The 25,780-nt window shown below is 36.8% G+C and carries 16 protein-coding genes and 5 tRNA genes; 18 read left to right on the top strand and 3 right to left on the bottom strand.

Annotation, left to right across the window (positions count from 1 at the left end; genetic code table 11):
* The first annotated feature begins 82 nt into the window (after positions 1–82).
* The 13 genes from ACZLXV_RS00660 to ACZLXV_RS00600 all read left to right on the top strand — a co-directional run bounded on the left by ACZLXV_RS00660 (position 83) and on the right by ACZLXV_RS00600 (position 15,167).
* Positions 83–1,276 carry a pyridoxal phosphate-dependent aminotransferase gene (locus ACZLXV_RS00660; protein ID WP_367335945.1) on the top strand — a complete coding sequence of 398 codons (1,194 nt, stop codon included), beginning with the start codon at positions 83–85 and terminating at the stop codon, positions 1,274–1,276.
* A gap of 79 nt (positions 1,277–1,355) precedes the next feature.
* Positions 1,356–2,408 (top strand): histidinol-phosphate transaminase, encoded by a 1,053-nt coding sequence (gene hisC, locus ACZLXV_RS00655; protein ID WP_482382184.1) that lies wholly within the window; start codon positions 1,356–1,358, stop codon positions 2,406–2,408.
* Between the two features lie 86 nt (positions 2,409–2,494).
* Positions 2,495–2,902 carry a glycerol-3-phosphate cytidylyltransferase gene (gene tagD, locus ACZLXV_RS00650; protein WP_367335947.1) on the top strand — a complete coding sequence of 136 codons (408 nt, stop codon included), beginning with the start codon at positions 2,495–2,497 and terminating at the stop codon, positions 2,900–2,902.
* An 81-nt stretch (positions 2,903–2,983) separates the two neighbouring features.
* The gene (locus ACZLXV_RS00645) at positions 2,984–6,679 is read left to right on the top strand and encodes a CDP-glycerol glycerophosphotransferase family protein (RefSeq protein WP_482382183.1); all 3,696 of its coding nucleotides are present in this window, start codon (positions 2,984–2,986) and stop codon (positions 6,677–6,679) included.
* Positions 6,680–6,817: 138 nt separating this feature from the next.
* Positions 6,818–10,567, top strand: a complete 3,750-nt coding sequence (locus ACZLXV_RS00640; RefSeq protein WP_482382182.1) for an Ig-like domain-containing protein — start codon at positions 6,818–6,820, stop codon at positions 10,565–10,567.
* Between the two features lie 192 nt (positions 10,568–10,759).
* Positions 10,760–10,834 (top strand) — tRNA-Pro (locus ACZLXV_RS00635).
* A gap of 51 nt (positions 10,835–10,885) precedes the next feature.
* Positions 10,886–10,956: transfer RNA gene (locus ACZLXV_RS00630), tRNA-Gly, on the top strand.
* Between the two features lie 6 nt (positions 10,957–10,962).
* Positions 10,963–11,036: transfer RNA gene (locus tag ACZLXV_RS00625), tRNA-Arg, on the top strand.
* 15 nt (positions 11,037–11,051) lie between these two features.
* Positions 11,052–11,125, top strand: a tRNA-His gene (locus ACZLXV_RS00620).
* A gap of 85 nt (positions 11,126–11,210) precedes the next feature.
* Positions 11,211–11,283: transfer RNA gene (locus tag ACZLXV_RS00615), tRNA-Gln, on the top strand.
* Between the two features lie 136 nt (positions 11,284–11,419).
* The gene (gene thrH, locus ACZLXV_RS00610; protein ID WP_022225320.1) at positions 11,420–12,019 is read left to right on the top strand and encodes a bifunctional phosphoserine phosphatase/homoserine phosphotransferase ThrH; all 600 of its coding nucleotides are present in this window, start codon (positions 11,420–11,422) and stop codon (positions 12,017–12,019) included.
* 171 nt (positions 12,020–12,190) lie between these two features.
* Positions 12,191–14,173, top strand: coding sequence for a methyl-accepting chemotaxis protein (locus tag ACZLXV_RS00605; RefSeq protein ID WP_482382181.1), 1,983 nt, complete (start codon positions 12,191–12,193; stop codon positions 14,171–14,173).
* A 16-nt stretch (positions 14,174–14,189) separates the two neighbouring features.
* Positions 14,190–15,167, top strand: coding sequence for a sugar ABC transporter substrate-binding protein (locus ACZLXV_RS00600; RefSeq protein ID WP_022225322.1), 978 nt, complete (start codon positions 14,190–14,192; stop codon positions 15,165–15,167).
* A 79-nt stretch (positions 15,168–15,246) separates the two neighbouring features.
* Here the strand turns inward: ACZLXV_RS00600 and ACZLXV_RS00595 are convergent, their stop codons facing one another.
* Positions 15,247–17,529 carry an EAL domain-containing protein gene (locus ACZLXV_RS00595; protein WP_482382180.1) on the bottom strand — a complete coding sequence of 761 codons (2,283 nt, stop codon included), beginning with the start codon at positions 17,527–17,529 and terminating at the stop codon, positions 15,247–15,249.
* A 228-nt stretch (positions 17,530–17,757) separates the two neighbouring features.
* On the opposite strand from ACZLXV_RS00595, the gene ACZLXV_RS00590 reads away from it, so the two are divergent.
* Positions 17,758–19,086 carry an MATE family efflux transporter gene (locus ACZLXV_RS00590; protein ID WP_482382179.1) on the top strand — a complete coding sequence of 443 codons (1,329 nt, stop codon included), beginning with the start codon at positions 17,758–17,760 and terminating at the stop codon, positions 19,084–19,086.
* A 35-nt stretch (positions 19,087–19,121) separates the two neighbouring features.
* Here the strand turns inward: ACZLXV_RS00590 and ACZLXV_RS00585 are convergent, their stop codons facing one another.
* On the bottom strand, positions 19,122–19,874 hold the full coding sequence (locus ACZLXV_RS00585) for a DUF8091 domain-containing protein (protein WP_482382178.1): 753 nt from the start codon (positions 19,872–19,874) through the stop codon (positions 19,122–19,124).
* Between the two features lie 125 nt (positions 19,875–19,999).
* Here ACZLXV_RS00585 and ACZLXV_RS00580 point away from each other — a divergent pair, with 125 nt between their 5' ends.
* The 4 genes from ACZLXV_RS00580 to rsmA all read left to right on the top strand — a co-directional run bounded on the left by ACZLXV_RS00580 (position 20,000) and on the right by rsmA (position 24,969).
* On the top strand, positions 20,000–21,472 hold the full coding sequence (locus ACZLXV_RS00580; RefSeq protein ID WP_022225326.1) for a spore germination protein: 1,473 nt from the start codon (positions 20,000–20,002) through the stop codon (positions 21,470–21,472).
* Between the two features lie 231 nt (positions 21,473–21,703).
* Positions 21,704–23,149 (top strand): sodium:proton antiporter, encoded by a 1,446-nt coding sequence (locus tag ACZLXV_RS00575; RefSeq protein ID WP_482382177.1) that lies wholly within the window; start codon positions 21,704–21,706, stop codon positions 23,147–23,149.
* 112 nt (positions 23,150–23,261) lie between these two features.
* Positions 23,262–24,041 (top strand): TatD family hydrolase, encoded by a 780-nt coding sequence (locus ACZLXV_RS00570; RefSeq protein ID WP_482382176.1) that lies wholly within the window; start codon positions 23,262–23,264, stop codon positions 24,039–24,041.
* 67 nt (positions 24,042–24,108) lie between these two features.
* Complete coding sequence (gene rsmA / locus ACZLXV_RS00565; protein WP_482382175.1) at positions 24,109–24,969, top strand: 16S rRNA (adenine(1518)-N(6)/adenine(1519)-N(6))-dimethyltransferase RsmA; 861 nt, start codon at positions 24,109–24,111, stop codon at positions 24,967–24,969.
* Here the strand turns inward: rsmA and ACZLXV_RS00560 are convergent.
* Positions 24,947–25,651, bottom strand: coding sequence for a phosphatase PAP2 family protein (locus tag ACZLXV_RS00560; RefSeq protein WP_367336287.1), 705 nt, complete (start codon positions 25,649–25,651; stop codon positions 24,947–24,949). The genes rsmA and ACZLXV_RS00560 overlap by 23 nt on opposite strands.
* Between the last annotated feature and the right edge of the window lie 129 nt (positions 25,652–25,780).

The raw sequence follows: 25,780 nt of genomic DNA, 5'->3' as shown, positions 1-25,780 counted from the left end.
ATAAAAAAATCTAGCATGTACAATATAAGAGTGATATACTTAGAATAACTTATACGAATAAGCACAGAAATGAGGTTTGAAAATGATAGCAAAAAAGATGGTTAAATATGTTGAAGGAAGTTCTGTTATCCGTGCCATGTTTGAGGAAGGAAAAAAGATGGCACAAAAATATGGAGCAGAGAATGTATATGATTTTAGTCTGGGAAACCCCAGTACACTTCCACCTAAGGCAGTAAACCAGGCGATTATAGATGTTGTGAACAATGAAGAACCAAACAGGGTTCATGGATATATGAACAATTCAGGATTTGAAGATGTGAGGGATGCAATTGCAAAGTCTTTGAATGAGAGATTTGAGACAGATTTTTCAGAAAAAAATATTCTTATGACAGTCGGTGCTGCCGGGGGATTGAATGTTATACTCAAATCAATAATTGACCCTGGGGATGAGGTTATCACTTTTGCACCGTATTTTGGTGAGTACAACAATTACGTTGCAAATTTTGACGGAAAAGTTGTTGCGGTTTCTCCTAATCCGCCTACATTTCAGCCGGATATAAAAGAATTTTCAGAGAAAATTACAGCAAAAACAAAGGCTGTCATAATCAATAATCCAAACAATCCGACGGGTGTTGTTTACTCGGAAGACACAATAAAAGAACTTGCAAAGGTTCTTTGCGACAAACAGGAGGAGTTTGGCACAGCGATTTATCTTATATCAGATGAGCCATACAGGGAGCTTGCATATGACGGTGTAGATGTACCGTATCTTACAAAATATTATGCAAACACAATAGTCGGATATTCATACAGTAAGTCATTATCACTTCCAGGTGAAAGAATAGGTTATCTTGTAATTCCTGATGTTGTGGACGATTTTGAAAATCTTGTTGCGGCAGCGAATGTGGCAAACAGAATACTTGGTTTTGTAAATGCACCGTCACTCCAGCAGCTTGTGATAAAGAAATGCCTTGATGAGAGTACAGATGTTTCGGTTTACGACACAAATCGTACACTTTTGTATGATAAACTTACATCACTTGGGTTTGAATGTGTCAAACCGCAGGGAGCGTTCTATCTTTGGATGAAAGCTGCCGAGCCTGATGATACTAAGTTTGCGGCAAAGGCAAAAGAATTTAATCTGCTTCTTGTTCCGGGAAGTTCATTTATGTGTGCAGGATATGTAAGAATAGCTTATTGTGTTGATAAAAAAATGATTGAAAAATCATTTGCAGCGTTTGAAAAACTTGCAGAAAGTTATAATTTAAATAACTAGATTTGCAAATTAAGTGGATTTGCAAATTAAACGGAATATATAGAATAGAATGAAAATCTGAATGGAGGATAATAAGATTATGAGCAGCTGGAAAGACAATTTAAGAACAATAGACCCGTATGTGCCGGGAGAACAGCCACAGCTTAAGGATATGATAAAGTTAAATACAAATGAAAATCCGTATCCGCCGTCACCGAAAGTCAAGGAAGTGCTTCAAAGATTTGACCTTGATACACTCAGGCTTTATCCTGACCCGGATTCGACACTTCTTGTTGAAGCAATTGCTAAAAGATACAATGTCGAAAATAATCAGGTGTTTGTCGGGGTTGGCTCTGATGATGTACTTGCAATAGCGTTTATGACGTTTTTTAACAGCAAAAAGCCGATACTTTTCCCTGATATAACATATTCGTTTTATGATGTCTGGGCTGCACTTTTTAATATTCCTTTTGAAAGACCGGCGTTGGATGATGATTTTAATCTTGTGGCAGCAGATTATTATAAGGAAAACGGTGGTGTTGTCATTGCAAATCCAAATGCACCAACGGGAATTATGCAGAATGAGGAATTTCTGCGTGATGTTATAGAACATAACCGAGATGTTGTCGTTATCATAGATGAAGCGTATGTTGATTTCAGCGGGAAATCTGCCTTATCTTTGACAAAAGAATACGATAATGTGCTGATTGTGCAGACTTTTTCAAAGTCACGTTCAATGGCGGGGATGAGAATTGGTTATGCGATGGGAAATCCGGAACTTATCAAAGCTATGAATTATGTCAGATTTTCATATAACAGTTATCCGATGACGAGGCTTTCTGTTGCACTCGGGATTGCGGCAATTGAAGATGAAGATTATTTCAGGAAAACAACCGGGCAGATTGTAGAGACAAGAGAGTGGACAAAGGAAAGACTTACAGAACTTGGATTTTCTTTTGGCGATTCAAAAACTAACTTTATTTTTGCAAAACATGCGACAGTGGATGCAGAGGAGATATTTGCAAAGCTTCGTGAAAAACATATATTTGTCAGACACTTTAACAGCGAACGCATAAAAAATTATCTTCGCATTTCAATTGGCACGAGAGAAGAAATGGAAAAACTTATTGATGAGCTCAAATATATATTGTAGAATTATGGCAGCAAATTTGACAAGTTGCATTAAATAAAGTAATATCTCAATGTGTAAATTTGTGTTTATCATACTGGAGGGTAAAGATGAAAAAAGTAATAACATATGGAACTTTTGATTTACTTCATGTAGGTCATATAAATATACTCAGACGAGCTAAAGAGCTTGGTGATTATCTGCTTGTTGTTTTATCGACAGATGAATTTAACGCCATCAAGAATAAAAAAGCATACTATTCATATGAGGATAGGAAGCAGATTCTTGAAGCGATAAGATATGTTGATGAGGTTATTCCTGAAAATACATGGGAACAGAAAATTTCTGATGTTGTTGACAATGATATTGATGTGTTTGTTATGGGACATGACTGGGAGGGAAAATTTGATTTCCTCAAGGAATATTGTGAAGTTGTTTATTTGCCAAGAACAGAAGGAATTTCAACATCTAAGATAAAAAATGATCTGGGACTTAAAGGTCAGCAGAAAAAAGACTGATTAAACCGGAGATTTTGATGATATATTTGGGACTGTTGTTGGCAACAGTCCCTTACAAGTGTTTAGAAAGGATTTATTAAGATGTTTATAAATAAGGTGAGGGCAAAAATGGTAAGCGGATACCATGTGTTGAAGAATAATGCCAGACGAATATTGAAAAGAGCTCCTAAGATGAAGTTCTTTTACGGCAGTTATTATAAACACTGTCCGGTGGTGGAAAACAGAATTTTATTTGAGTCATTTCATGGAACAACGATTTCAGATTCACCATTTTATATATTGAAGGAACTTTTATCAAGAGATGATGCGGATAAGTATGAGATTTATTACAGTACAAATCCGGAGGACTACGAGACACATAAAAAGTTTATTGAAGCCAATGATATTCCGGTAAAGCTTGTAAGTATTACTTCATATAAATATTTAAAGGTGCTTGCAACAGCAAAATATCTTATAAATAACAGTTCTTTTCCTGTTTATTTTATCAGAAAAGATGAGCAGGTTTATCTTCAGACATGGCATGGAACACCGCTCAAAACTCTTGGAAAACAGATGCGTAAGGGTATAGAATCCATGTACAATGTACAACATAATTTCTTGCAGGCAAATTATCTCATGCATCCGAATGAATTTACAAAGGATGCAATTATGGGAGACTATAACCTTGAGCCTTTATATACCGGAAAAGTTGCACTCAGCGGTTATCCGAGAAATAGTATTTTCATGGATAGGGAAAAGGCAGAGACAGTGCGAAAACAGCTTGGACTTGAGGACAAGGTTGTGTATGCATACATGCCGACATGGAGAGGTACAAGTAATCATTCGGTAAATCAGGATGCTTACAGCAAAGAAGTTACCAAAATGATGAGTTATCTCGATAAAAATCTTAAAGATAACCAGATTTTGTATGTTAATTTTCATCCGATACTTAAAAACAGCGTTCAGCTCGGAGACTATGAGCATATCAAGAGTTTCCCGGCAGAAGTTGACAAGTATGAATTTTTAAATAGTGTAGATGCTCTTATAACTGATTATTCGAGCGTATTCTTTGATTTTTCAGTTACGAGAAAGCCTATAATACTTTATATGTATGACTATGACCAGTATATGTCAGACAGAGGAACATATTTTGATATAAAAGAGCTTCCTTTTGTAAAGTTATATAAAATAGAAGAGTTAAAAGAATGGCTTGTCAGTGAAAAAATTCTTGGTGCAAGCTATGATGACGGAGATTATTGTGAGAAGTTCATTAAATATGATTCGTTAGATTCTCCTGCAAAGATGCTCGACCTTGTTTTGTACGGCAAGGAAGACGGAATGATTGTACAGGACTACTCTGAGAACAGACAGAAACCGAGAAGAATAATTCACCCTAAGAAAGTAAAAACAGAGAGCGATTTTGAAGTTATCAAACAGTACACGAAAGACAATGATATTGTCCAGTTTGAGAAGAAGTGGTTTAAAAAATCTGTAAGCTGCAGACTTTATGACGGCTACAATTATGATTTTGATTATGTAATCATAACAAATACAACACCGAGAACATATCTGGAAGAGTTTTTATATAAGCTTGGTGTCAAATCAGTTGTGACAAGACTTCAGGAGAGAGAACTTAAAAGAACTTTCCCAAATTTGAAAGTCCAGACACCGTATCTCCGTGAATTCTATGTTGCTGCGGAGGGATGTGGAACAAATAATACACAGAGAATACCTGTTGAGTCCGACATAGAAAGCGGAACGGATGGCATTACTCTTAAGATAAGAGATAAAGAAAAATTTGTACCGCTCAGTTTTATGATTCTTGAGAAAGATTATTCCATATTATGTATGAGAGAACTTTCAGACGAAGAGAGACAAAGCGGAGTGATTCATGAGGACTTTAAACGCTGGCATGAAAGAATGTCTCCGTCAGGAAGATACCAGCTTGCCGCAGAGTTTGTCAACATGGAATCAGAAGAAAAATTCATCGGAACATTCTACTGTCCGGAACTTGCAAAGAAGGCTGACACAGGTGTAGAAAAGTATGACAAGCCAAATGCATATCTTGCACCATGTATGATTGAAAAAGTTGGTGACCCTGACAGTATCCGTTTTTATGAGGAAGGTGAAGTTGCAGTTGTACCGTATTCAAGAAACGGAGACAGAACTATCTCGATTGTATTGCGCAAGCCTGAAAGGATTGTTGATGAATATACACAGGCTAAGATTAAGAAGATTAAGTCAAGCAAAAATACCTGTACTGTGTTTATGAAAATGAGGAGACAGGAAGGTCTTGAAATAAAGGATGTTGTTTTAAGATACAGAAGTGCATTGACTTATGATATTCCGGTTAAATATGATATTAAAAAGACTGAAAAACATTATCTTATAACAGCATATCTTAACTTTGATGAGATGAATCTGAGAGAGCTTTATTGGGATCTTAGGATTATTGCAAACAAGTATGGAATTGAAAATGAGATAAGAGCAAGATTTACAAGCAACTATTGGAAGAATAATTTCTACCTTACAAACAGACAGTATTCTGCCGGTGAGGGCCATATGACATTCCCTTATTATACTAAGGGAGGATGTCTTGCATTCTTATACCGTCAGGATTCAGAATATGATGCATACTCAACAAAAATTAAGGAGATGGCAGCGAGTGCTATCTATGTATTGTTTAAACCTATCCTGAAAAGAAAGAAAATATGGCTTGTGTATGAGAAATTCTGCTCAATGGCACAGGATAACGGATATTATTTCTTCAAGTACTGTATGGAAAATCTTTCTGAAGAAGAGAAGAAAAATATTTACTATGTAATAGATAAAAAGGCTCCTGACTATGAAAAAATCAAGGAGTATGATGACCATATAATACAGTTTATGAGTTTAAAACATGTTTTATATGTACTTAGTGCAGTTTTGTATGTTGCATCTGATTCCAGAACACATTTGTATGCATGGAGATGTAAGACAAGTCTGATAAGGTCAAAGATTGACAAACGACCTATTTTCTTCCTCCAGCATGGTGTTACTGCGCTTAAACAGGTTGGACCGTTGTTCGGCAGAAAAGGAAGCAGTCCTATGACATATTTTGCCACAACTTCACAGTTTGAGCAGGATATAGTAGTCAAGTATCTTGATTATTCAGAAGGCAAGGCTCCGATTACAGGATTTACAAGATGGGATGTTCTTGAGGACACTTCCACAAAGGATGATAAGCTTATCCTGCTTATGCCGACATGGCGTTCGTGGCTTGAAGAGGTAAGTGATGAAGATTTCCTGAAAAGCGAATACTACAAAAATTATTCAAGTCTGCTTCAGAGTGAGCGTCTTGATAAGATTTTGGAAGAGCATGATGCGAGAATGATATTCTATATTCATCCTAAATTTGCGGGCTATCTTAAAAACTTTAAAAAGACGGGCGAGAGAATAACATTAGTTCCGTTTGGTGAGGAACCATTAAATGAGATTATGAAAAAATGCCATTTGCTTATAACGGATTATTCAAGTGTATGCTGGGACGTTTACTATCAAAAGAAACCTGTAATTTTCTATCAGTTTGACCTTGAGCATTACAATACTGCTCACGGCAGCTATATTGATATGGAGAATGAGTTATTTGGACGACATGCATATGAGAAAGAAGAACTTATTGACAATATAGAAGAATGTATAAACAGTGATTTCGCATTGTTGCCAAAGGATGCAGAAGATCATCACCATTATTTTGAATATATAGATGATAAAAATAGTGAACGTACTTATATTTATTTAAAGAGCAAAGGTTATTAAAATATTGTATTATATATTCGCAGCGTCTTGCAGAGGTTTATTGGGCGCTGCGAATTTTAGATGTTGAGTCAACATATTATTAACATAAATATGTGGTAAACATTGTTATTGTAAATAATAATAAGAGAGAGGTAATTTATGAGTTTAAGAAAATCAATAGGCTTATTTATGAGTTTTGCAATTTCTATAACATCAATATGTCAGGTTACTCCTTCAAATAATAATGTATCAGAAATTACAAAAAATGCAGAGGCAGCAGAAGTTGCTGTGACAAGATCGAATGAGAAAGCGACCGTTGCGACAGCGGCTGCGGCAGAAGCGGATATGAGAGTTGTATTTACAACAGATATTCACGGACAAGTAGTTAATTATGATTATCAGTCAGAGCAGGAGGTTATCAGAGGTCTCAATAAGGCATATACTCTTGTAAAAAAAGCAAGAAGTGAAGCAGGAGAGGGCAATACTCTTACATTTGACCTGGGAGACAGTGTGTATGATTTTACGACGGATTACATATACAATAATTCTCCGGAAAGCTTGCAGCCTGTTTATAATGCGATGAGTAAAATCGGTTATGATGCAATCACACTTGGAAATCATGACTTTGATTATGGTTATGACTATATTGTCCAGCAGCTTGACGCATCAGGACTGATGAACAAGTGTGTATTGTCGAATGTATATAGCGCGGTAAACGGTAAGAGTGTTTTCGGTGTAGAAAACAAAATTATAGAAAAAAAGCTGACAAATGAAAAAGGGCAGATAATGTCTGTCAAGGTGGGTATTTTAGGGGAAACGGTTCCGTCACTTTCGAGTAAAGAAGAAAAACTGAAGGGAAAACTTGTTACGGAAGATATACTTGAAAATGCAAAAAAACAGGCGGCAGCCCTTAAAAAGCAGGGAGCAGATATAGTTATAGCATTGGCTCACTCAGGCTTTGGTACAAATAATCCAAAGAAAAAGGCAGGAGATATGGCATATATGCTTACTACGGTGGATGATATAGACATGGTGCTTGCCGGACATGAGCATATTGATTTTCCGGTGGCAGATACAAACGATGCGCATTACTCGCTTCCAAATGTTGACAAAGAGACAGGACTTGTAAACGGAAAGAGACTTATCATGGTTCAGGACAGCTGTCGTGGTATCGGAGTAGTTGATTTGAACTTAAAAGTCAACAAAAAAGGTGAAATTGAGCTTGATAATTCAAGTTATGAAATAAGAAAAGTAAAGAAAGATACTGCAGTTGACAGTACAATCACTTCAACTATGTCCAAATGGGATAGTGTTTTAAAAACATATTGCAGTACAGAAATCGGAAAGATTGCTGACGGTGAGAGATGGAACAATTATTCTGCATTGCTTGAGAGCAATGATATTATGCAGATAGTCCATAATGCACAGATAGATTATGCGTCGAGATTTGTAGCCGCCAACAGTTCAAAGTATGGAAATTACCCTATTGTTTCGCTGGCGAGGTATACTAAGTACGGCGGAGAAGGCGGTGGAGATTATTCTGATATTTCGGAAAAATTGATGGAGGGTGATTTGGATTCTCTTGCAAATTACCACAGATATGTATACATATACTCCATAACCGGAAAACAGCTGAAAGAATGGCTTGAGTGGTCTGCTTCGATATATCAGACTACAGGAACTTCAAAAGATACGGAATGGAATAATATTATTATATCTAATTTTGTCAATGAAGAAGGAGGAAATTCTCTTATTCAGGAGTCATATTTTGGAGATTTGAGCCAGTTTTTCCAGTGCAGTGGTATAGAATATACTATAGACCCAAGTGTAGCACCGAGATATGATACCAATGGAAATCTTTTGAATGACACGCATAGAATTACTTCAATGACCTACAACGGAAAAGATATAAGTGATACTCAGACACTTGTGCTTGTAACGGACAAGATTACACCGCATATGCAGTGTGAGGCAAATCAGGGCGTGAGTGATAACGTGCTTCAAAGTTCACATGACAATCTTCAAGATGTTATTGAAGATTATCTTCGTGACAAGGCACAGATTAGTGATTTGAAATTAAATGTTTCCCAGAACTGGACATTGAAACTTCCTGACAATTACAATTTTGTTTTGGAAAGCGGAAAATCCGGAGAAGAGCTTCTGCTTGCAAAAGAGTGGTGTACCGGAATTTATGACTCGATGGGAGTATATAATTATTATAATTGTAGCAGCGGAAACCAGAGTACACATGAGGATGAATCACTGCCGTCAGTTGTTGTATCTGAAACAAGCAAGGCGGACACGAAAAGCAGTGTGCCTGTTAAAGTAATAGCAAATGCCAAGTCAGGCATTACCTTGAAAAAGTATATACAGGGTGACTATGACATGGATTCGGATGTATGGAATATACAGCCAGCAAGCGGTGGAGCGGTTACAATGGATACCGATACTTTTGATGCAACGCAGAATGGTATATATTCGGTTTTAGTTCAGAGTGGAAATGGCAAGGCAGTAGTAGAAAAGGTTGCTATTACTAATATTTATCCGAAATCAATTATTGCACCGACTGTAAATACAGTATCAAATCTTGACGGGGAGGTTAAGGGAAAAGCTTATCCAAGTCTTATTGCAAATGTAAAAATAGGTTCAAAAGTTTATAAGTCGACTGTCAATGTTAAAGGAAGTTTTACCGTTAAAATTCCGGTTCAGAAAGCGGGTAAAAAAATAACTGTTTATGTTGCGGACAAGAGCGGCAAAAAAAGTAAGAGTGTAAGTGTGACTGTTAAGAGAAAGGGACCAAACTGTCCTAAGATTACATCTGCAAAAAATAATGCTTTTGAGATTAAAGGAAATATAAATGATACACATACAAAGGTATATGCGGTTATCGGAAAAAATGTGTATATTTCAAAAAGTTTAGGAACTTCTTATTATAAGAAGAGTAACGGTTACGATAAAAAACTTAAAATTAAAAAAGTAAACGTAGTAATAAAGAGTAATGGAGATTATACCATTTCCATACCTAATCAGTATTCTGGAACTACTGTTTCCGTATATGCCATAGACAGGCTTGGCAGAGTCAGCCATGTGAGAAACAAGAAAGTGACAAAGAGTGCACCGAATAAGCCGACAGTATACACTGTTTCCAGTGCCGACAGATATGTTTTCGGATATGTACCAAACAGCGGGAAATGTACAGTTGTTTTGAAACTCGGCAAAAAGCAGTATACAGCACGTGCTGATGCAGCCGGATATTTTAGAATAACAACGCCGAGACTTCATGCCAAAACGACATTTAAGGTATATGGAAAAGATAAGGTTAAGGGAAAAACAAGAGTTGGTGTATCAAAGACGAAAGTAGTAAAAACCGCTTCAGAGGTTTATACAAAACACAGAAATACAAAACTTCATATAGGAAATGTAACAAATAAGAGTTCTTATGTTACAGGAAGATGGGCAAACGGCAGGGCAACAGTTTATGTTTTTGTAGATGGAATTGTCTATGTGAGAAAAACAAATAAAGATGGTGATTTTAAGTTTAGGCTTAAGAAACATGTTGCAGTTGGGACAGGCATTTATGCGATAATAAGAACTGCCCACGGAGCATCTATAAAAGCAATGAGAAAGCGTGCTGTATCACTTGGAAAGCCGAGTGTACCGAATATCTATGGCAGACTTACGACAAGAACGAGAAAAATAATAGTTCTTACGAAGGAGAAAGTACCTAGAGTTGTGCTCAGAATCGGCAAAAACAGATACACAAGAACAAAAACAAGCGGATATTCAAAGAGAATGCACAGGTATCGTTATATCTTCAAGATAAGAAGATATCCATACAGAACGCACCTTAGGGCGTTTGCAACAAACAGTGCAGGAACAAGTCAGAGTAAATTGAGAATTATAAGATAGTAATGACGGTTACATAAATATTGTGACTGGAAGTAATCCGAAAAATCCCTATAAATAAGGGGTTTTTCGGATTATGCAAAAAAAAAAATTAAAAAAAATAAAAAAAGTTGTTGACAAACAGTGCAACATAATGTAATATATATCTTGCGTCACGGGAAAGCGGTTAGCGAGTAAGCGAAGCGAAAAGAAACTCGGGGTGTGGCTCAGTTTGGCTAGAGTACCTGATTTGGGATCAGGGGGTCGCAGGTTCGAATCCTGTCACCCCGACTGGTGACGCATTAAATAAAAATAAAGCGGAACACATTTGTTTCCGAATGTGCGGGTGTAGTTCAATGGTAGAACACCAGCCTTCCAAGCTGGATACGTGGGTTCGATTCCCATCACCCGCTTTATATGTGTCAGTAGCTCAGTTGGATAGAGCAACGGCCTTCTAAGCCGTGGGTCGGGGGTTCGAATCCCTCCTGGCACGTTTTAATTTTATATGGTGGGTATAGCGCAGTTGGTTAGCGCGCCAGATTGTGGCTCTGGAGGCCGAGGGTTCGAATCCCTCTATCCACCTTTTGTATCCTTGTTTGTGACAAGGATTTTTTATTAAATGAAAAAATATAGGAAAGATATTCAGAGTTTTATCTGTATATGATGATGGGCCGTCGCCAAGCGGTAAGGCACAGGACTTTGACTCCTGCATCCCGCGGGTTCGAATCCCGCCGGTCCAGTTTTTATCCCCTTTTGATTGTATATCAAGAGGGGTTTTTGTTTTTTGTATTTACATAAACTTTATTATATGATATTCTTCAAATGTATGACAATACGAAAAAAAGTCTATATATTAGGAAAAGAGGATGGTTGAAAATGAATATTGTATGTTTGGACTTAGAGGGTGTACTTGTTCCGGAAATTTGGATTGCATTTGCAGAGGAGACAGGAATTCCAGAACTCAAAAGAACAACGAGAGACGAGCCGGATTATGACAAGCTTATGAATTATAGAATAGGTATTTTAAAAGAACATGGTCTTGGACTTAAAGAAATTCAGAGCACTATTGCAAAGATAGACCCTATGCCGGGAGCAAAGGAGTTTTTAGATGAACTTCGTTCGATTACACAGGTTATTATTATCAGTGATACATTTACACAGTTTGCAAGTCCGCTTATGAAGAAGCTTGGATGGCCTACAATTTTCTGTAATTCACTTGAAGTTGCAGATGATGGAGAAATCACAGGATTTAAGATGCGTTGTGAACAGTCTAAGCTGACAACAGTTAAAGCACTTCAGTCTATCGGTTATGATACGATTGCAAGTGGTGACAGCCACAATGACCTTGGGATGATTCGTGCCAGCAAGGCAGGATTTCTTTTCAAAAGTCCTGACAGCATCAAGGCAGAAAATCCTGACCTTGAAGCATTTGATACATATGATGAGCTTATGGCAGCTATCAGGAAAGCTTTATAATTAAAGTTAAATATTACCGGTGCAATTATCAATGATATACTACACTGGAAACATTAAAATTATTGTCATGGTATACCACGATTTTGTCGTGGCTGCTGTGGCGATTTTTGGTTTAATAAATAATGAAAAGATGGTATAATGAAATTTAAGTTAAAGGAGGAGGTTTTTTGTATGAAGAGACGAAGAAATATATCGATTAAAACAAAGCTTTTGGGGATCATAATTCCTGTAGTTATAGCTATAGTTGTGGTTCTTGTACTCGTAGCTTATGAAATGTCATCAGGTATTATTGAAAATTATTCAGAAAGTCTTTTGGAGTCTTCCGTAGTCAATCAGGCGAATGAGATTGAAGCGTGGCTTGAACAAAATATAGCCTCATTTCAATCTGCCAAGAGGACTATCGAAAAAATCAATCCAAATGACAGTGAATTACAAAATATGTTAGATGGATATTATGGATTTAATGATAATTATCCTGATGGAATATACATTGCAGATTCTTCAGGAAAGTTTATGAAAGCATCGGAATCAAAAAAAACAGAGTCTGATGTTACGCAGAGTGTATGGTATAAGGAGGGGCTTACAAGAATCAACATGAAAGTAGGCTCTGCTTATAAAAACTCAGAGGGGATAAATGTCATAAGTGCCTCGGCGATGTTGAATGATGGCAGTGATAATGTGCGTGTTATTTCAGCAGACATGACACTTGACCGTATAACAATCATAGTAAATGCCTTTATTGAAATGAATAAGGCGGAGTCGGTACTTATTGACAAAAATACAGGTGTTATAATTGCCAACAGGGACAATAATCTTATCTCACAAAAAATTGGTGACGGAAATCAGAGTGAATATTACAAGAAGCTTGCAAAAAATATAACTGCGAAAAAATATGATTCAACCACAATTGATGGAGAGATGACTGTTTTCAAAGAGGTAGATGGAACAGACTGGCTGTTGGTATCATATGTGCCAAAGAGTGTTATAATGTCTGACCTTGTAAATCTTCGTACAACAATGATTGTTATAAGTATTGTGTGCATTCTTTTGTTGTGTGTTCTTATTGAACGTGTTACATATGTTGTTATTAAGCCTGTAAAGACTATGACAAGTGTAATAACGAAGATGACATCGGGTGATTTCACGGTTAATATGGAAGTTAAGGGTCATGATGAAATCGCAGTTATGGGAGAGAGTGTTAAGAAATTTATTTCCACAATGAAACAAATGATACAGGAAATGGGAGATGTTTCGGGAAAACTTAAAAAACAGGCAGATAAAAGCAAAGATGTTTCGGGTGAAATGAATTCAGCTGCATCTATACAGTCTCAGTCTATGGGTGAATTAAATTCAACTGTAGACCAGCTTTCGCTTTCTGTCAATGAAATAGCCGAGAGTGCTACAAAGCTTGCAGGTGTTGCATCTGATACGAAGAATGATGGAAGTCAGGTAGGCGAAAAGATGGACGAGACTGTGCGGGTGTCTGAAAAAGGCAGGGAGGACATGAAAAATGCAGGTCAGGCACTTGAAAGTATAGAGCAGTCAATACATAATCTAAAGGAAGCTGTGAATAAAGTTGGAAGTGCATCCGGAGAGATTGTTCAGATTATAAATCTGATTGGAGAAATAGCAGACCAGACAAATCTTTTGGCGTTAAATGCATCTATTGAGGCTGCACGTGCAGGTGAAAGTGGAAAGGGATTTGCAGTTGTTGCATCTGAGATTGGAAAACTTGCAAACAGCAGTACAGAATCTGTGTCGAATATTACAGTGCTTATAACAGAGATAAATAATCTTGTTGCAGATGCCGTGAAACAGGCAGGAAGCAGTGCGGAGGATATATCAGGAAGTGCCGAACTTATACATACAGCTGTTGATACATTTGATACAATATTTAACAATATACAGGATACAGGTTCATTGATAGGAGAGATGCTTGAGAAGATAAATGAGGTTGATGCTGTTGCTACAAATGTAGCAGCTATTTCAGAAGAACAGGCAGCAAGTTCTGATGAGATTCTTGCGACATCAGAGTCGATGCTGAAACAGGCAGAGAAGATTTCAAATAACAGTGATGCTGTTGAGGAGGAGGCAGACAATCTTGCATTGTCTGCACAACAGCTTGAAAATCAGGTTAATCAGTTTCAGGTTTAGGAGGGGAGGAATACTTATGAAGAGGTTAGTAAGTTTGTTTATATGTTTAGCATTAGCTATAGGTTGTATGAGTGGGTGTGGAGGCAAAACCAACAGTTCGTCAGATATAAGTGCAAGCGGGATGAAAATATTATTTTCATTATCACAAGCGGATGATTTCAGAAGTGCGGTTGCAAATAAAGCAAAAGAAACGGCTGAAAAGGCGGGGGCTACAGTTGATATTGTAGATGAAGAAAATTCTATTGAAAATCAGGTAAGTGATATCAAGAAGGCTGTATCAGAAAAGTACGATGTAATAATATGTGGTCTGGTTGATATAGATACTGCTTTTGAAATAGAAGCGATAGCGGGAGATATTCCGATAGTATTCTTTAATACATGCCCTGACAGTGACAGACTTGAGGCAGATAAATACATATATGTAGGTTCAAACGAGGAAGATGCCGGTAAATATCAGGCAGAAGCGGTATTGAAGGATTTTCAGTCATCCGATGAAATAAATGTTGCGATATTTAAAGGAGCAGCATCACATGCCGCTACAGAGCCAAGAACACAGGCTTTAAAAGATGAATTAAATGCTTCAGGAAAGACCGTGAACTTTGTATTTGAGGATAATGCGGACTGGGATAAGGAAAAAGCAAAGGATATGTTTAAGCAGTTTTTAAAGACAAATCAGAAATGCGATGCAGTTGTGTGCAATAATGATACTATGGCAACAGGGATTATAGAGGCATGCAAAGAAGAGGATTTAAGTGATATAAAAATATATGGTATAGATGCAACAGCAGAAGGATGTGCTGCCATAGAAGCAGGTACTATGGCATTTACTGTTTACCAGTCAGCAACAGGACAGGGTGAGATGGCTGTTAAGGCTGCGGCGGCTATGGTAAAAGGTGATGGAATATCAACACTTAAAGGTGCTACAGATGATAAGAAATACGTGTGGGTACCATTTGAGAAAGTTGACAGTTCAAATGTAAAAGATTATGAATAATTTTTGATTTATTTTTATTATAATGTGTAACGCCGAGATTAATATAAAAAAGTTTATATTAATCTCGGCTGTTTATTTTCTATAAATATGTATCTTCAAACTGTTTGATTGGTATAGGCTTTGAAAAATAATATCCCTGATATACTTTGCATCCCATCTGTGTAAGTTCTGCAACCTGTTCTTTTGTTTCAACACCTTCTGTTATAACAGTAAGACCAAGAGTTTTTGTGAGTGCAATTATTGTATTTAAAATAGACATACTCTTTTTTAAACGGTCAGGTTTTGTTGTTCTTAAAAATCCCATGTCGATTTTAATGACGTCAACATCCATATCTTTAAGCGTGTTAAGTGAGGAATATCCGCTTCCAAAATCATCAATTTCAACCTGAAAACCATATTGTCTGAACTGCTGAATAATATCAAGCTCACCGGAAGCACCTGTCATAAGTGCAGTTTCAGTGATTTCAAGTTTAAGTGTTGAAGGTATGATATGATATTTTTCAACGAGAGATGTGATGGTTTCATATACATCCATGTAATAAAAATCTTTAGTGGAGATATTTATGGATATATACAGGCTGTTGCGTCCATCTTTCTGCCATTGTGCAAGCTTTTTTACAGCGAGTTCCCAAACATATTTGTCAAGACGGTAGATAAGACCTGTGCGTTCAAATACTTCTATGAAATCGCCCGGAAAGATAAGACCACGTTTTGGATGCTGCCATCTTACAAGTGCCTCAGCACCAAGTATTTGTCCGTCTGATGTCATCTGAGGCTGAAGGTACATACAAAACTGTTTTTCATCCAAAGCCTTTTCAAAATCACCGACAAGCTGTTTTTCAATGATAGTATCATTGAAAATTGTATCATTGTAATATGCAATAGATTTAGCGTAATTGTCATAAAGTGTTTTGATTGCCAGATTTGCCTTATCACACATTATCGAGATATCCTCGTTTATATCAGTGATTTCATAAACACCGATATAGATATGAAGATGATAAAGGTCGTTGTTGAATGTGCGTCCCATTGTGTGTATAGCGTTAATAAAAGACTGTTCATTAAATTTGGATTTTGGGATACATGCGGCGAATTTATCTCCGCCTGTTCTGCCGTAAATGATACCCTCGCCGCACTGCTCTTTGAGTAGGTCAGCTTCCATTTTTAAAACTTCATTTCCTTTTTCAAGACCGAATAAATCATTTATCAGTTTAAAATCTTTAATATTTGAACTGAGGAGCAGCCATTCTGTATCCGGATTTGCCTTGAGGATTTCAGAGGCTTTTACTGAAAAATAGTTTTTATTGTACAGACCGGTAAGTGTATCATGCGTTGCGAGATACCTTTCTTTTTCAAATGCAAGATGTTTTTCGGTATTGTCAATAAGATTTAAGAAAAAACCGATATATTCTTCTTTCTTATCAAATAATTTTCTGTATTCTATGTCAAAGTAGTGTGTTTTATTATCAATGATGTATTTGTCACTACATTCAATGGAATTAAGATTGTTGATGTTATTCTTTTCTATCCACTTCAGTGCATAGTCAGAAATGGATGAAAGAGGGATTGACTGACTGTCAAACATCTTCCGTGCACGGTCATTTGCGTAGACGCACTCATTGTTTATATCAAAACATATAATAGCATTGTTCATTTCTGCTACAACAATAGACAGCGTTTTGTCTATAAGTTCATTTGGGGAACGATAAAGTGTAAAATAGCATATTATTATTGCAGCAAATACAAAAAACGGAAGTGATACATCTATAGGAAACTCTGATATATTGCATACAGAGTTTAAAAGTATTATTATGCACATTATTGTAAGTACCGGAAGATACTTTTTACGGTAAAAATATGGTATTTGTAGAATTTTTATTGTAAATGATGCAATAATACAAAATACAATACAGTATGCAAAAGCATAGTGAAGGTAGTAAAAAAGTTTTTTGTCAGCTACATGATACAATGTAAAATCCATATATCTGACTGTTTTTAAGGTAAATGCATTGTGGAGAAATGTATTTAAAAATAATGAAATACCATCCAGATATGCGAGTATAAAACAGCCTGTTCTAAATGGCATGACTTCGTTGAATACAAGTGTATACTGCTGAGAGTATTGAAGTATGTATATAAGTACCATGTCAAATGAAAACAGATAAAGAGCTTCCATCAGATATGCAAATGTTTCGTTCGTGGAAAGTGCAAACAAGCCATTTCCGAGTATGGTTATAATTGCAAAAACAAGACAATTCTGAATTGAAGATGCAACTTTATTTTTGATTTTGTTGGCATATTTTATACATATCAGTATGGGTATTATCATTAGAAATAAAAATGCCAGGTATATTTTATCCATACAAATTAACCTCCATTCAAATACATAGATAATGTATTAATTAATTTATCGGTATTTTGTTTAATACTTTTAAAAATATATCATTGTATTCAATTGTACCATAAATTGGCTTGTGTTTGAATAAATTTAGCTTAATTTTTAAAGAGTTTTTGTGTTACTTTTGTAAAAAGTGTGTTAAAATGATTTCCGGTTTGCCACTTTTGAAGTTTATGGAAATGAGGTTTAACAATGAAAGATTTAACAGAAGGAAAAACACTGCCGCTTATAATGGGATTTGCCATACCTATTGCTATAGGAAATATATTTCAGTTATTTTACAGTCTTGCTGATACGAGAATAGTAGGGCAGTTTCTGGGAGAAAATGCACTTGCCTCTGTTGGAGCCACAAGTTCGTTAAATAATATGATAATCGGATTTTTGCTGGGAATGACAAACGGATTTGCGATAATCGTTGCAAGGAGTTACGGTGCAAAGGATGAGAATGGAATAAAAAAAGCAGTATCGGCAACTTTTGTGCTTGGAATAGCAGTGTCGCTTGTATTTACTGTGCTTAGCGTGGCATTTTTAAGAAATATACTTGAATTTTTAAATACCCCTGAAAATCTTATAAATGGCGCATACAGATATTTCAGAATAATCCTTTTGGGAATGACCGGGGCAATGTTATACAATGTCTGTGCAGGACTTTTCAGAGCGATAGGAGACTCAATTACGCCACTTATTTTTCTGATAATTTCCACATTTGTTAATATAGGTCTTGATATTTTGTTTGTCTGTGGATTTAAGTGGGGAGTTGAAGGTGCGGCGTTTGCCACGATATTATCTCAGATTTTGTCATTTGCATGCTGTTTTGTGTATATGCTTAAGAAATATCCGGTGCTTCATTTTGGAATAAAGGATATAAAGCTTGAAAAGAGTCTTGTAAAGTCAATGTTTGCGATAGGATGTTCAATGGGATTTATGAGTTCGCTTATAAATATCGGTTCTGTGGCACTTCAGGGAGCCATAAATTCGCTCAATAATGCAAATTATATTGTTGCGCATACAGCGGCAAGAAAGATTTCAGAGTTCTTTATGCTTCCGTTTACTGTATTTGGAACAACGATGGCAACTTTCTGTGGTCAGAATATGGGTGCGAAAAGACCTGACAGAATAAAGAAAGGAATATGGCAGGTTACGATAGTTACCTGGATATGGTGTGCTTTCATGGTGCTGTTATCGTATACGGTTGTTCCATATATGGTGGAGATGATAACGGCAACAAAACAGCAGCAGGTTATAGACACGGCATCACTTTATCTAAGAGTTGATACACTGCTTTATTTTATCCCGGCTGTTATATGTATACTTAGAAATGCAATGCAGGGAATTGGTGACAGCGTTACACCAGTTGTATCAAGCTCGTTTGAACTTATATGTAAAGTGCTTGTAGCAACATTTTTAACACCGGTATTAGGATACTGGGCTATTATATGGGCGGAGCCTATAGCATGGGTTATAATGGTTATACCTTTGCTTATCGGAATAAAGAAAAATCCGGTTTTTAAGACTGTTTAAAAATATACGGATATGGTTGTGTGTTTATATATCCATTATCTGCATTTTTTATATAAAATACACCGCCCGTTTTTGCCTGCTTCCTCGACTGCCCTGGTTCGTTTCAAGACAGTCAGGGTGGTCTGGGCAAGGCGGAGCGGAATTTTTGCACATTTTGAGAGGTCTTTCGAGGTGAAAGTTTCTGCCAGATTATCAGGCAGTATCAGACTGTAATCACTTCCGCCGGAAATATAGAGTTCATCATGGAGTGCGACAGGAATGCGGTCGTATCGTGATGAACCTTTTTTTCGAGTTTCATTCCATCCGTTTAAAAGTCTGTATTCTTCCATGTCAACGAGAACAAGACAGATATGCAGGTTTGGATTTGATAAAAACATACTTATCTTATACAGTTCAATAAAAGCGTCGAAGAAAGTTCCTGTTTTAGGAGATTTTCTTTTTTTGGAAATCTCGCCTGTATTTTCGTCTATCCAGTAAAGCCACTTGTTGTGTGGAATAGGATAGACAATGGTAACGGGGTATTTTTCCAAAAAGACACTCAGTTTTTTTCGCATGGCGTTGAAACTTCTTGTCTGTATTTCTATAATCTCGTTGTCACGCAGAATATCGGCGACAAAACGGTCAACTTTTATCTCCTGATGTGAAACGTCAGGTTCATAAAAGTTTTTTAGAACCGCATGCATTGTTTTTTCTTTTAAAGTGCCGATTCCGTTAGTTTCACGTTCTTTGGCGATGATTTTTTGGCAAGCATCGGCAAAAAGCTGTTGGTCGTATGTTGTGATTGGCATTTGAGTCTCCTGTCTGAAAGGTAGAGTTAAGGATTATTCTACATCATAGTATATTTTACTGTTTTCTGCAAACAATAACCATTGTGCATTATTAAATTTTGGAAAAAATGGAGGCAGTCTGAAAGATGAGCAGTCATATGCAGCAAAACAGTACAGATAATACAGGACAAAAAAAAACCGGCATTTTTGGAAGCGATTTCAAGATGCGTCAGCAGGAAATAAGCAGAATATTTAAATTTGATGAGAATTTTGATTTGCTTCATCGTGAAGCTGAGATTGGCGGCAGAAAAGTTTCGATTTATTCAATAGACGGTTTTCTGCCCGGAGATACCGTAGAAAAACTTATGCAGTTTTTTTATTCAATAAAAGATGAGGACATGCCGGAAAATCTCGCAGATTTCATAAGCAGAAGTACGCCGTTTGTCGATATTATGGAGATAAAAACGGAACGGGATTTTACGGATAATTTTCTTGCCGGACTTACATGCATGATGATTGAGGGATATGACGGTATTCTTGCTCTTGACCTTAGGGAATATCCCGGAAGATCAGTGGAGGAACCTGAAAAAGATAAGGTTTTAAGGGGCTCGAGAGATGGATTTATTGAGGCACTTATTCCAAATATGGCACTTATCAGAAGAAGAATAAGAGACAAAAATCTTGTATTTAAATTTGCAAGGGTAGGCAGAAGTTCAAGAACAGACATAGCTGTTGCCTATATGTGTGGCAGAGTGAACGAAAAAGACATAAAAAAAGTTATGGATAATATAAATTCGATGGATGTCGATTCGCTTACTATGAATCAGGAAAGCCTTGCTGAAATGCTTTTTCCGGGAAAGTGGATAAATCCATTTCCAAAATATAAGTATACGGAGAGACCGGACACGGCGGCGGCAAGTCTTTTGGAGGGAAGTATAGTTATACTTGTCGATAATTCTCCTGCCGTTATGATTTTACCCACATCATTATTTGGAATTGTTGAAGATGCAAATGATTATTATTTTCCGCCGGTTACAGGGACATATTTACGACTGACAAGAATGCTTACAAATATACTTGCGGTTTTTATAACACCTTTATTTCTGCTTCTGATTGAAAATCCGGACTGGGTGCCTTCTTGTCTTGAATTTATACTTATTCGTGACGACATAAATGTAGCACCGATATTTCAATTACTTATACTTGAATTTGCCATTGACGGATTAAAGATGGCGGCAGTCAATACGCCGAACATGCTTACAACGCCGCTCAGTATAGTTGCGGGTATTGTATTTGGTGATTATACGGTTGATTCGGGGTGGTTTAATCCGGAGATAATGCTTTATATGGCATTTGTGGCAGTCGCAAATTATACACAGAGTAATATGGAATTGACATATGCGGTCAAATTTCATCGTATAATTCTGCTTATATTAACAAGTATTTTTGGAATATGCGGATTTATAGCGGGAACGGTTATTTTTGCCATATCGCTTCTTATGACGCATACATTGCTGGGAGAGGGCTATCTTTATCCGATTATACCGTTTGACGGAAGATGTCTGATGAGGAGGTTTTTCCGAATGAGCCTGCCTGCCTATGAGAAAACTCACAGGTAGGAGATGACAGGCTGTTCCACCATAAAAAAACACTCGATAATACCAAGAACAGTTTCTTGTATTATTGGATATTTTTTCATGGCTGAACTGTAACAAAATAATAAAAAATGTCTAAAAGTTTTATTGCTTTTTTATGCCCTCTGTACTATAATAACTCGGTGTGCGAATAGTGTTATATTTTAAATTTTAGTAAGTAGAAACAGTGTTATTTTACACAGGAGGCGTAAGAGTATGAAAACAGTAAAGAATAGCTTTTTTGCGATTGTGTCGATGCTTCTTGTTGCAGTTGCCGTAAACCCGGCAGTATCATTTGCAGCTGAAAAGGGAGCTGAGCAGGAGCTTGGAAAAAGTCTGTCGCTTGCGTACTGTATTCCGTTTGTTGGAATGCTTCTATGTATAGCGATATGTCCGTTGGTCATCGGAGAGTTATGGGAAAAATATAAAGCAGTAGCAGTAATCTTTTGGTCACTTGCGTTTTTGATACCATTTGCCATAGGTTATGGCGGAAGTAAAACTTTTGAAGAATTTCTCGAAGTTATTTTCGGAGATTATATTACATTTATAGTGTTGCTGTTTGGTCTGTTCTGTGTTGCAGGAAATATAGCACTTGAGGGAGACCTTGTCGGAACACCTAGGGTAAATATTTTAATGCTTCTTATCGGTACGATTTTGTCAAGTTGGATTGGAACAACAGGAGCAAGTATGCTCATGATAAGACCGATAATAAGAGCAAATAAATGGCGTAAGAGAAAAGTACAGATAATAGTATTTTTTATATTCCTTGTTTCAAATATCGGGGGATGCCTGACACCTGTTGGTGACCCACCGCTTTTGATGGGATTTATGAATGGTGTTGATTTCTTCTGGAGTTTACATCTTATTCCGATATTGGTATTAAATATAGTACTTCTTCTTGCACTTTTCTTTATAGTTGATACACATGCGTATAAGAAAGATATTGCAGACGGTCTTAAACCGGAAGTTCTTGAAAATAAGACACCTATCCGTCTTGTGGGAGCAAAAAATATTATTTTCCTTGCGATGATAGTCGGAGCCGTTATACTCAGTGGTGTACTTCCGCAGATAAGTCCTTTCTTTGCGAATAATATTCATATATACGGTGAGGTAGAGTTTGGTTATGCATCACTTCTTGAAGTTATCATAATACTTGTCGCAGCATTGCTTTCGTACAAGACTACTGATAAGGGCATAAGAGAAGACAACCATTTCACATGGGATGCGATAGAGGAGGTTGCAGTACTTTTTATCGGTATATTTATAACAATGATACCTACACTTCTTATTCTTGAAGTAAAGGGTGGAGAACTCGGAGTTACAAAGCCTTGGCAGTTCTTCTGGATAACAGGATTTTTGTCAAGTTTCCTTGATAATACACCGACATACCTTGTATTCTTTAAGACAGCACTTTCGCTTGGCTTTAAGGACGGAATACAGGTTACGGGAGGATTTGTTCCGAAAATTCTTCTTATGGCGATTTCGTCAGGTGCCGTATTTATGGGAGCAAACACATATATAGGAAATGCACCGAACTTTATGGTTCGCTCAATTGCCGAGGAAAACGGTATCAAGATGCCATCATTCTTCGGATATATGCTATGGTCATTAAGCTGCCTTATACCGGTATTTTTGATTGATATGATAGTATTTTATTTATAAAATGATGCAAGGTTTAAAATATATTTTAGCCAAATCATCATAAATTGTATTTTGACAGTAAATCCGCTATACTATTGGTATAGCGGATATTTTTTAGGAGATATAGAATATTATGATTTTTGATACACATGCACATTATGATGATGAGAGGTTTGACGAGGACAGGGAAGAATTACTTCTTTCGTTGAAAGATAAAGGTATTGGAACTGTTGTAAATGTAGGCGCAAGTGTGGCGTCTACCAAAAAGACATTTGAAATTGTTAAAGAACATGATTTTATGTACGGTGCGGTCGGTATACATCCGGAAGATGTCGAGAGGCTTGACGAAAGCCACATGGAATGGCTTAAAAGTCTTGCCGCCGATGAAAAGATTGTTGCGATAGGTGAGATAGGTCTTGATTACTATTATGATGAGCCGGAAAGAGATGTACAGAAGAAATGGTTTGCAAGACAGCTTGACCTTGCCTATGAGCTTGATATGCCGATTATTATTCACAGCAGGGATGCGGCAGCAGATACACTCGATATAATGAAAGCACACCACGGGGACGAGCTTAACGGAGTTATTCATTGTTTTTCGTACAGTCCTGAAATGGCGCAGATTTATCTTGATATGGGATATTATCTTGGAATTGGCGGAGTGGTTACATTTAAAAACAGTAAAAAACTCAAGGAGGTTGTTAAGATGACCCCGCTTGAGCGTATTGTTCTAGAGACGGACTGTCCTTATCTTACTCCTGAACCTCATCGTGGAAAGAGGAACGATTCATCTTACCTTACACATGTGGTTGATTGTATTTCCGAACTTAAAGGAATTTCGGCACAGGAGATAATCACTGCAACTTACGAAAATGCGATGAAGATGTATCGTATTGGGAGTTTGACAAAGTAATCCGACAGATTTTGATTATACAATAATAAGCAGCATAAAAGGTGCAATGGCACAGAAATGAGGGAAAATGGCAACACTTGGAATACCACAGAATACGATAGAAATTTTACAAAAATATAATTTTAGATTTCAGAAGAAATTCGGTCAGAATTTTCTTATAGATACACATGTTTTGGAGCGGATAATAAGTGAAGCGGGAATTACGAAAGACGATTTTGTCTTGGAGATTGGTCCCGGAATAGGAACGATGACACAGTATCTTTGTGAGAATGCAAGAGAAGTTATGGCGGTTGAGATAGATGACAATCTCATACCTATACTTGCAGATACTTTGTCTGCTTATGACAATGTCACCGTTGTAAATGAGGACATACTTAAACTTGATATTGCAAAAGTAGCAAAGGAGCATAACGGCGGCAGACCGATAAAGGTTGTCGCAAATCTTCCATATTATATAACAACACCTATCATTATGGGATTGTTTGAAAGTCATGTGCCGCTTGAGAGTATAACAGTCATGGTGCAGAAAGAGGTCGCAGACAGGATGCAGTCGGGACCGGGAACAAAAGATTACGGAGCATTGTCGCTTGCCGTACAGTTTTATTCAAAAGCGGAGATAGTTGCAAATGTTCCCGCAAATTGTTTTATGCCACGCCCAAATGTTGGCTCTGCTGTAATAAGGCTAACATGTCATGAGGAAAGACCGGTTGACGTGAAAGACGAGAATTTTATGTTTAAAATAATAAGAGCATCATTTAATCAGAGAAGAAAAACTCTTCAGAACGGATTAAATAATGCTTCAAATTTAAATGTAAATAAAGAACAGGTTGTCGCAGCATTAGAAAAAATTGGACTTCCTGCAACCGTTAGAGGTGAGGCGTTAAGTCTTGAACAATTTGCCGCACTTAGCAATCTGTTGAAAGCTTAGACTGCCTGAAAGGTCTGATATAAATAATAGTGTAGTAAAAGGCAAACAATACGCAGCCTCCGACAAGGTCTAAAAACGAGTGCTGTTTAAGTGTCAGTGTTGATATGCATATAAGAATACAGAGTATGAGCGATGAAAGTCTTATGATTTTTATCGCTTTTCTTATTTTGTCGCTTTTAACAATATTTGTATTATCAACATTTCTAAAATAGTAGCTTCTGCTTATGCCAAAATGGATGGCAACAGAGTTAAAAACGTGAATGCTCGGAAAAACATTAGTATCTGTATCGGTACGGTAAAGTATATCAATGATTGTCGTAAATATATTGCTGTGGTCAAATGTTTTTGGACGCATTGTTTGCGCATTTGGAAAAACAGTGTAAATAATAAGCGAAGTTGTCATTCCAAGCAGCAACACGGCACAACATCTGTAAAAGTCATCAAGATGCTTTGTCTGAAAGAAGAGATAAAGCAGACTGACTGCGACATATAAAAACCATAAAAGATATGGAATTATGAAGATTTCACAAAACGGAATATAGTCATCTATTTTGCAATGTATTTCTGTAAAATGTACATTGGTTCTTTTTTCAAGGGTCATAAACCAAAAAAGATAAATTGGCATATATAAAATAATAATTGCATGTTTGTACTTAAAAAGAAAATCTTTTAATCTAGTCATAAAAATCCTCGTTCTGCCATTATAGTGTAACCGTATTCATATTTAATAAATACGGTTGATAATAAAAATGCCGTTGCACTGTATGCTGTGGCATGGATTGGTATGTGAAAATGTTTTGCATATGTTGAG

It is taken from the genome of Butyribacter sp., from assembly GCF_056818865.1.
Note: the sequence above shows the minus strand (reverse complement) of the source record. Positions and strands in the feature narration are given on the sequence as shown.

Bases quoted from the DNA above. Each gene is read 5' to 3' on its own strand.
- ACZLXV_RS00560 (WP_367336287.1), bottom strand. From the start codon at position 25,651: ATGACTAGATTAAAAGATTTTCTTTTTAAGTACAAACATGCAATTATT.
- ACZLXV_RS00600 (WP_022225322.1), top strand. From the start codon at position 14,190: ATGAAGAGGTTAGTAAGTTTGTTTATATGTTTAGCATTAGCTATAGGT.
- ACZLXV_RS00605 (WP_482382181.1), top strand. From the start codon at position 12,191: ATGAAGAGACGAAGAAATATATCGATTAAAACAAAGCTTTTGGGGATC.
- rsmA (WP_482382175.1), top strand. From the start codon at position 24,109: ATGGCAACACTTGGAATACCACAGAATACGATAGAAATTTTACAAAAA.
- ACZLXV_RS00640 (WP_482382182.1), top strand. From the start codon at position 6,818: ATGAGTTTAAGAAAATCAATAGGCTTATTTATGAGTTTTGCAATTTCT.
- ACZLXV_RS00590 (WP_482382179.1), top strand. From the start codon at position 17,758: ATGAAAGATTTAACAGAAGGAAAAACACTGCCGCTTATAATGGGATTT.
- ACZLXV_RS00580 (WP_022225326.1), top strand. From the start codon at position 20,000: ATGAGCAGTCATATGCAGCAAAACAGTACAGATAATACAGGACAAAAA.
- tagD (WP_367335947.1), top strand. From the start codon at position 2,495: ATGAAAAAAGTAATAACATATGGAACTTTTGATTTACTTCATGTAGGT.
- ACZLXV_RS00595 (WP_482382180.1), bottom strand. From the start codon at position 17,529: ATGGATAAAATATACCTGGCATTTTTATTTCTAATGATAATACCCATA.
- ACZLXV_RS00660 (WP_367335945.1), top strand. From the start codon at position 83: ATGATAGCAAAAAAGATGGTTAAATATGTTGAAGGAAGTTCTGTTATC.
- ACZLXV_RS00570 (WP_482382176.1), top strand. From the start codon at position 23,262: ATGATTTTTGATACACATGCACATTATGATGATGAGAGGTTTGACGAG.
- hisC (WP_482382184.1), top strand. From the start codon at position 1,356: ATGAGCAGCTGGAAAGACAATTTAAGAACAATAGACCCGTATGTGCCG.
- thrH (WP_022225320.1), top strand. From the start codon at position 11,420: ATGAATATTGTATGTTTGGACTTAGAGGGTGTACTTGTTCCGGAAATT.
- ACZLXV_RS00575 (WP_482382177.1), top strand. From the start codon at position 21,704: ATGAAAACAGTAAAGAATAGCTTTTTTGCGATTGTGTCGATGCTTCTT.
- ACZLXV_RS00645 (WP_482382183.1), top strand. From the start codon at position 2,984: ATGTTTATAAATAAGGTGAGGGCAAAAATGGTAAGCGGATACCATGTG.
- ACZLXV_RS00585 (WP_482382178.1), bottom strand. From the start codon at position 19,874: ATGCCAATCACAACATACGACCAACAGCTTTTTGCCGATGCTTGCCAA.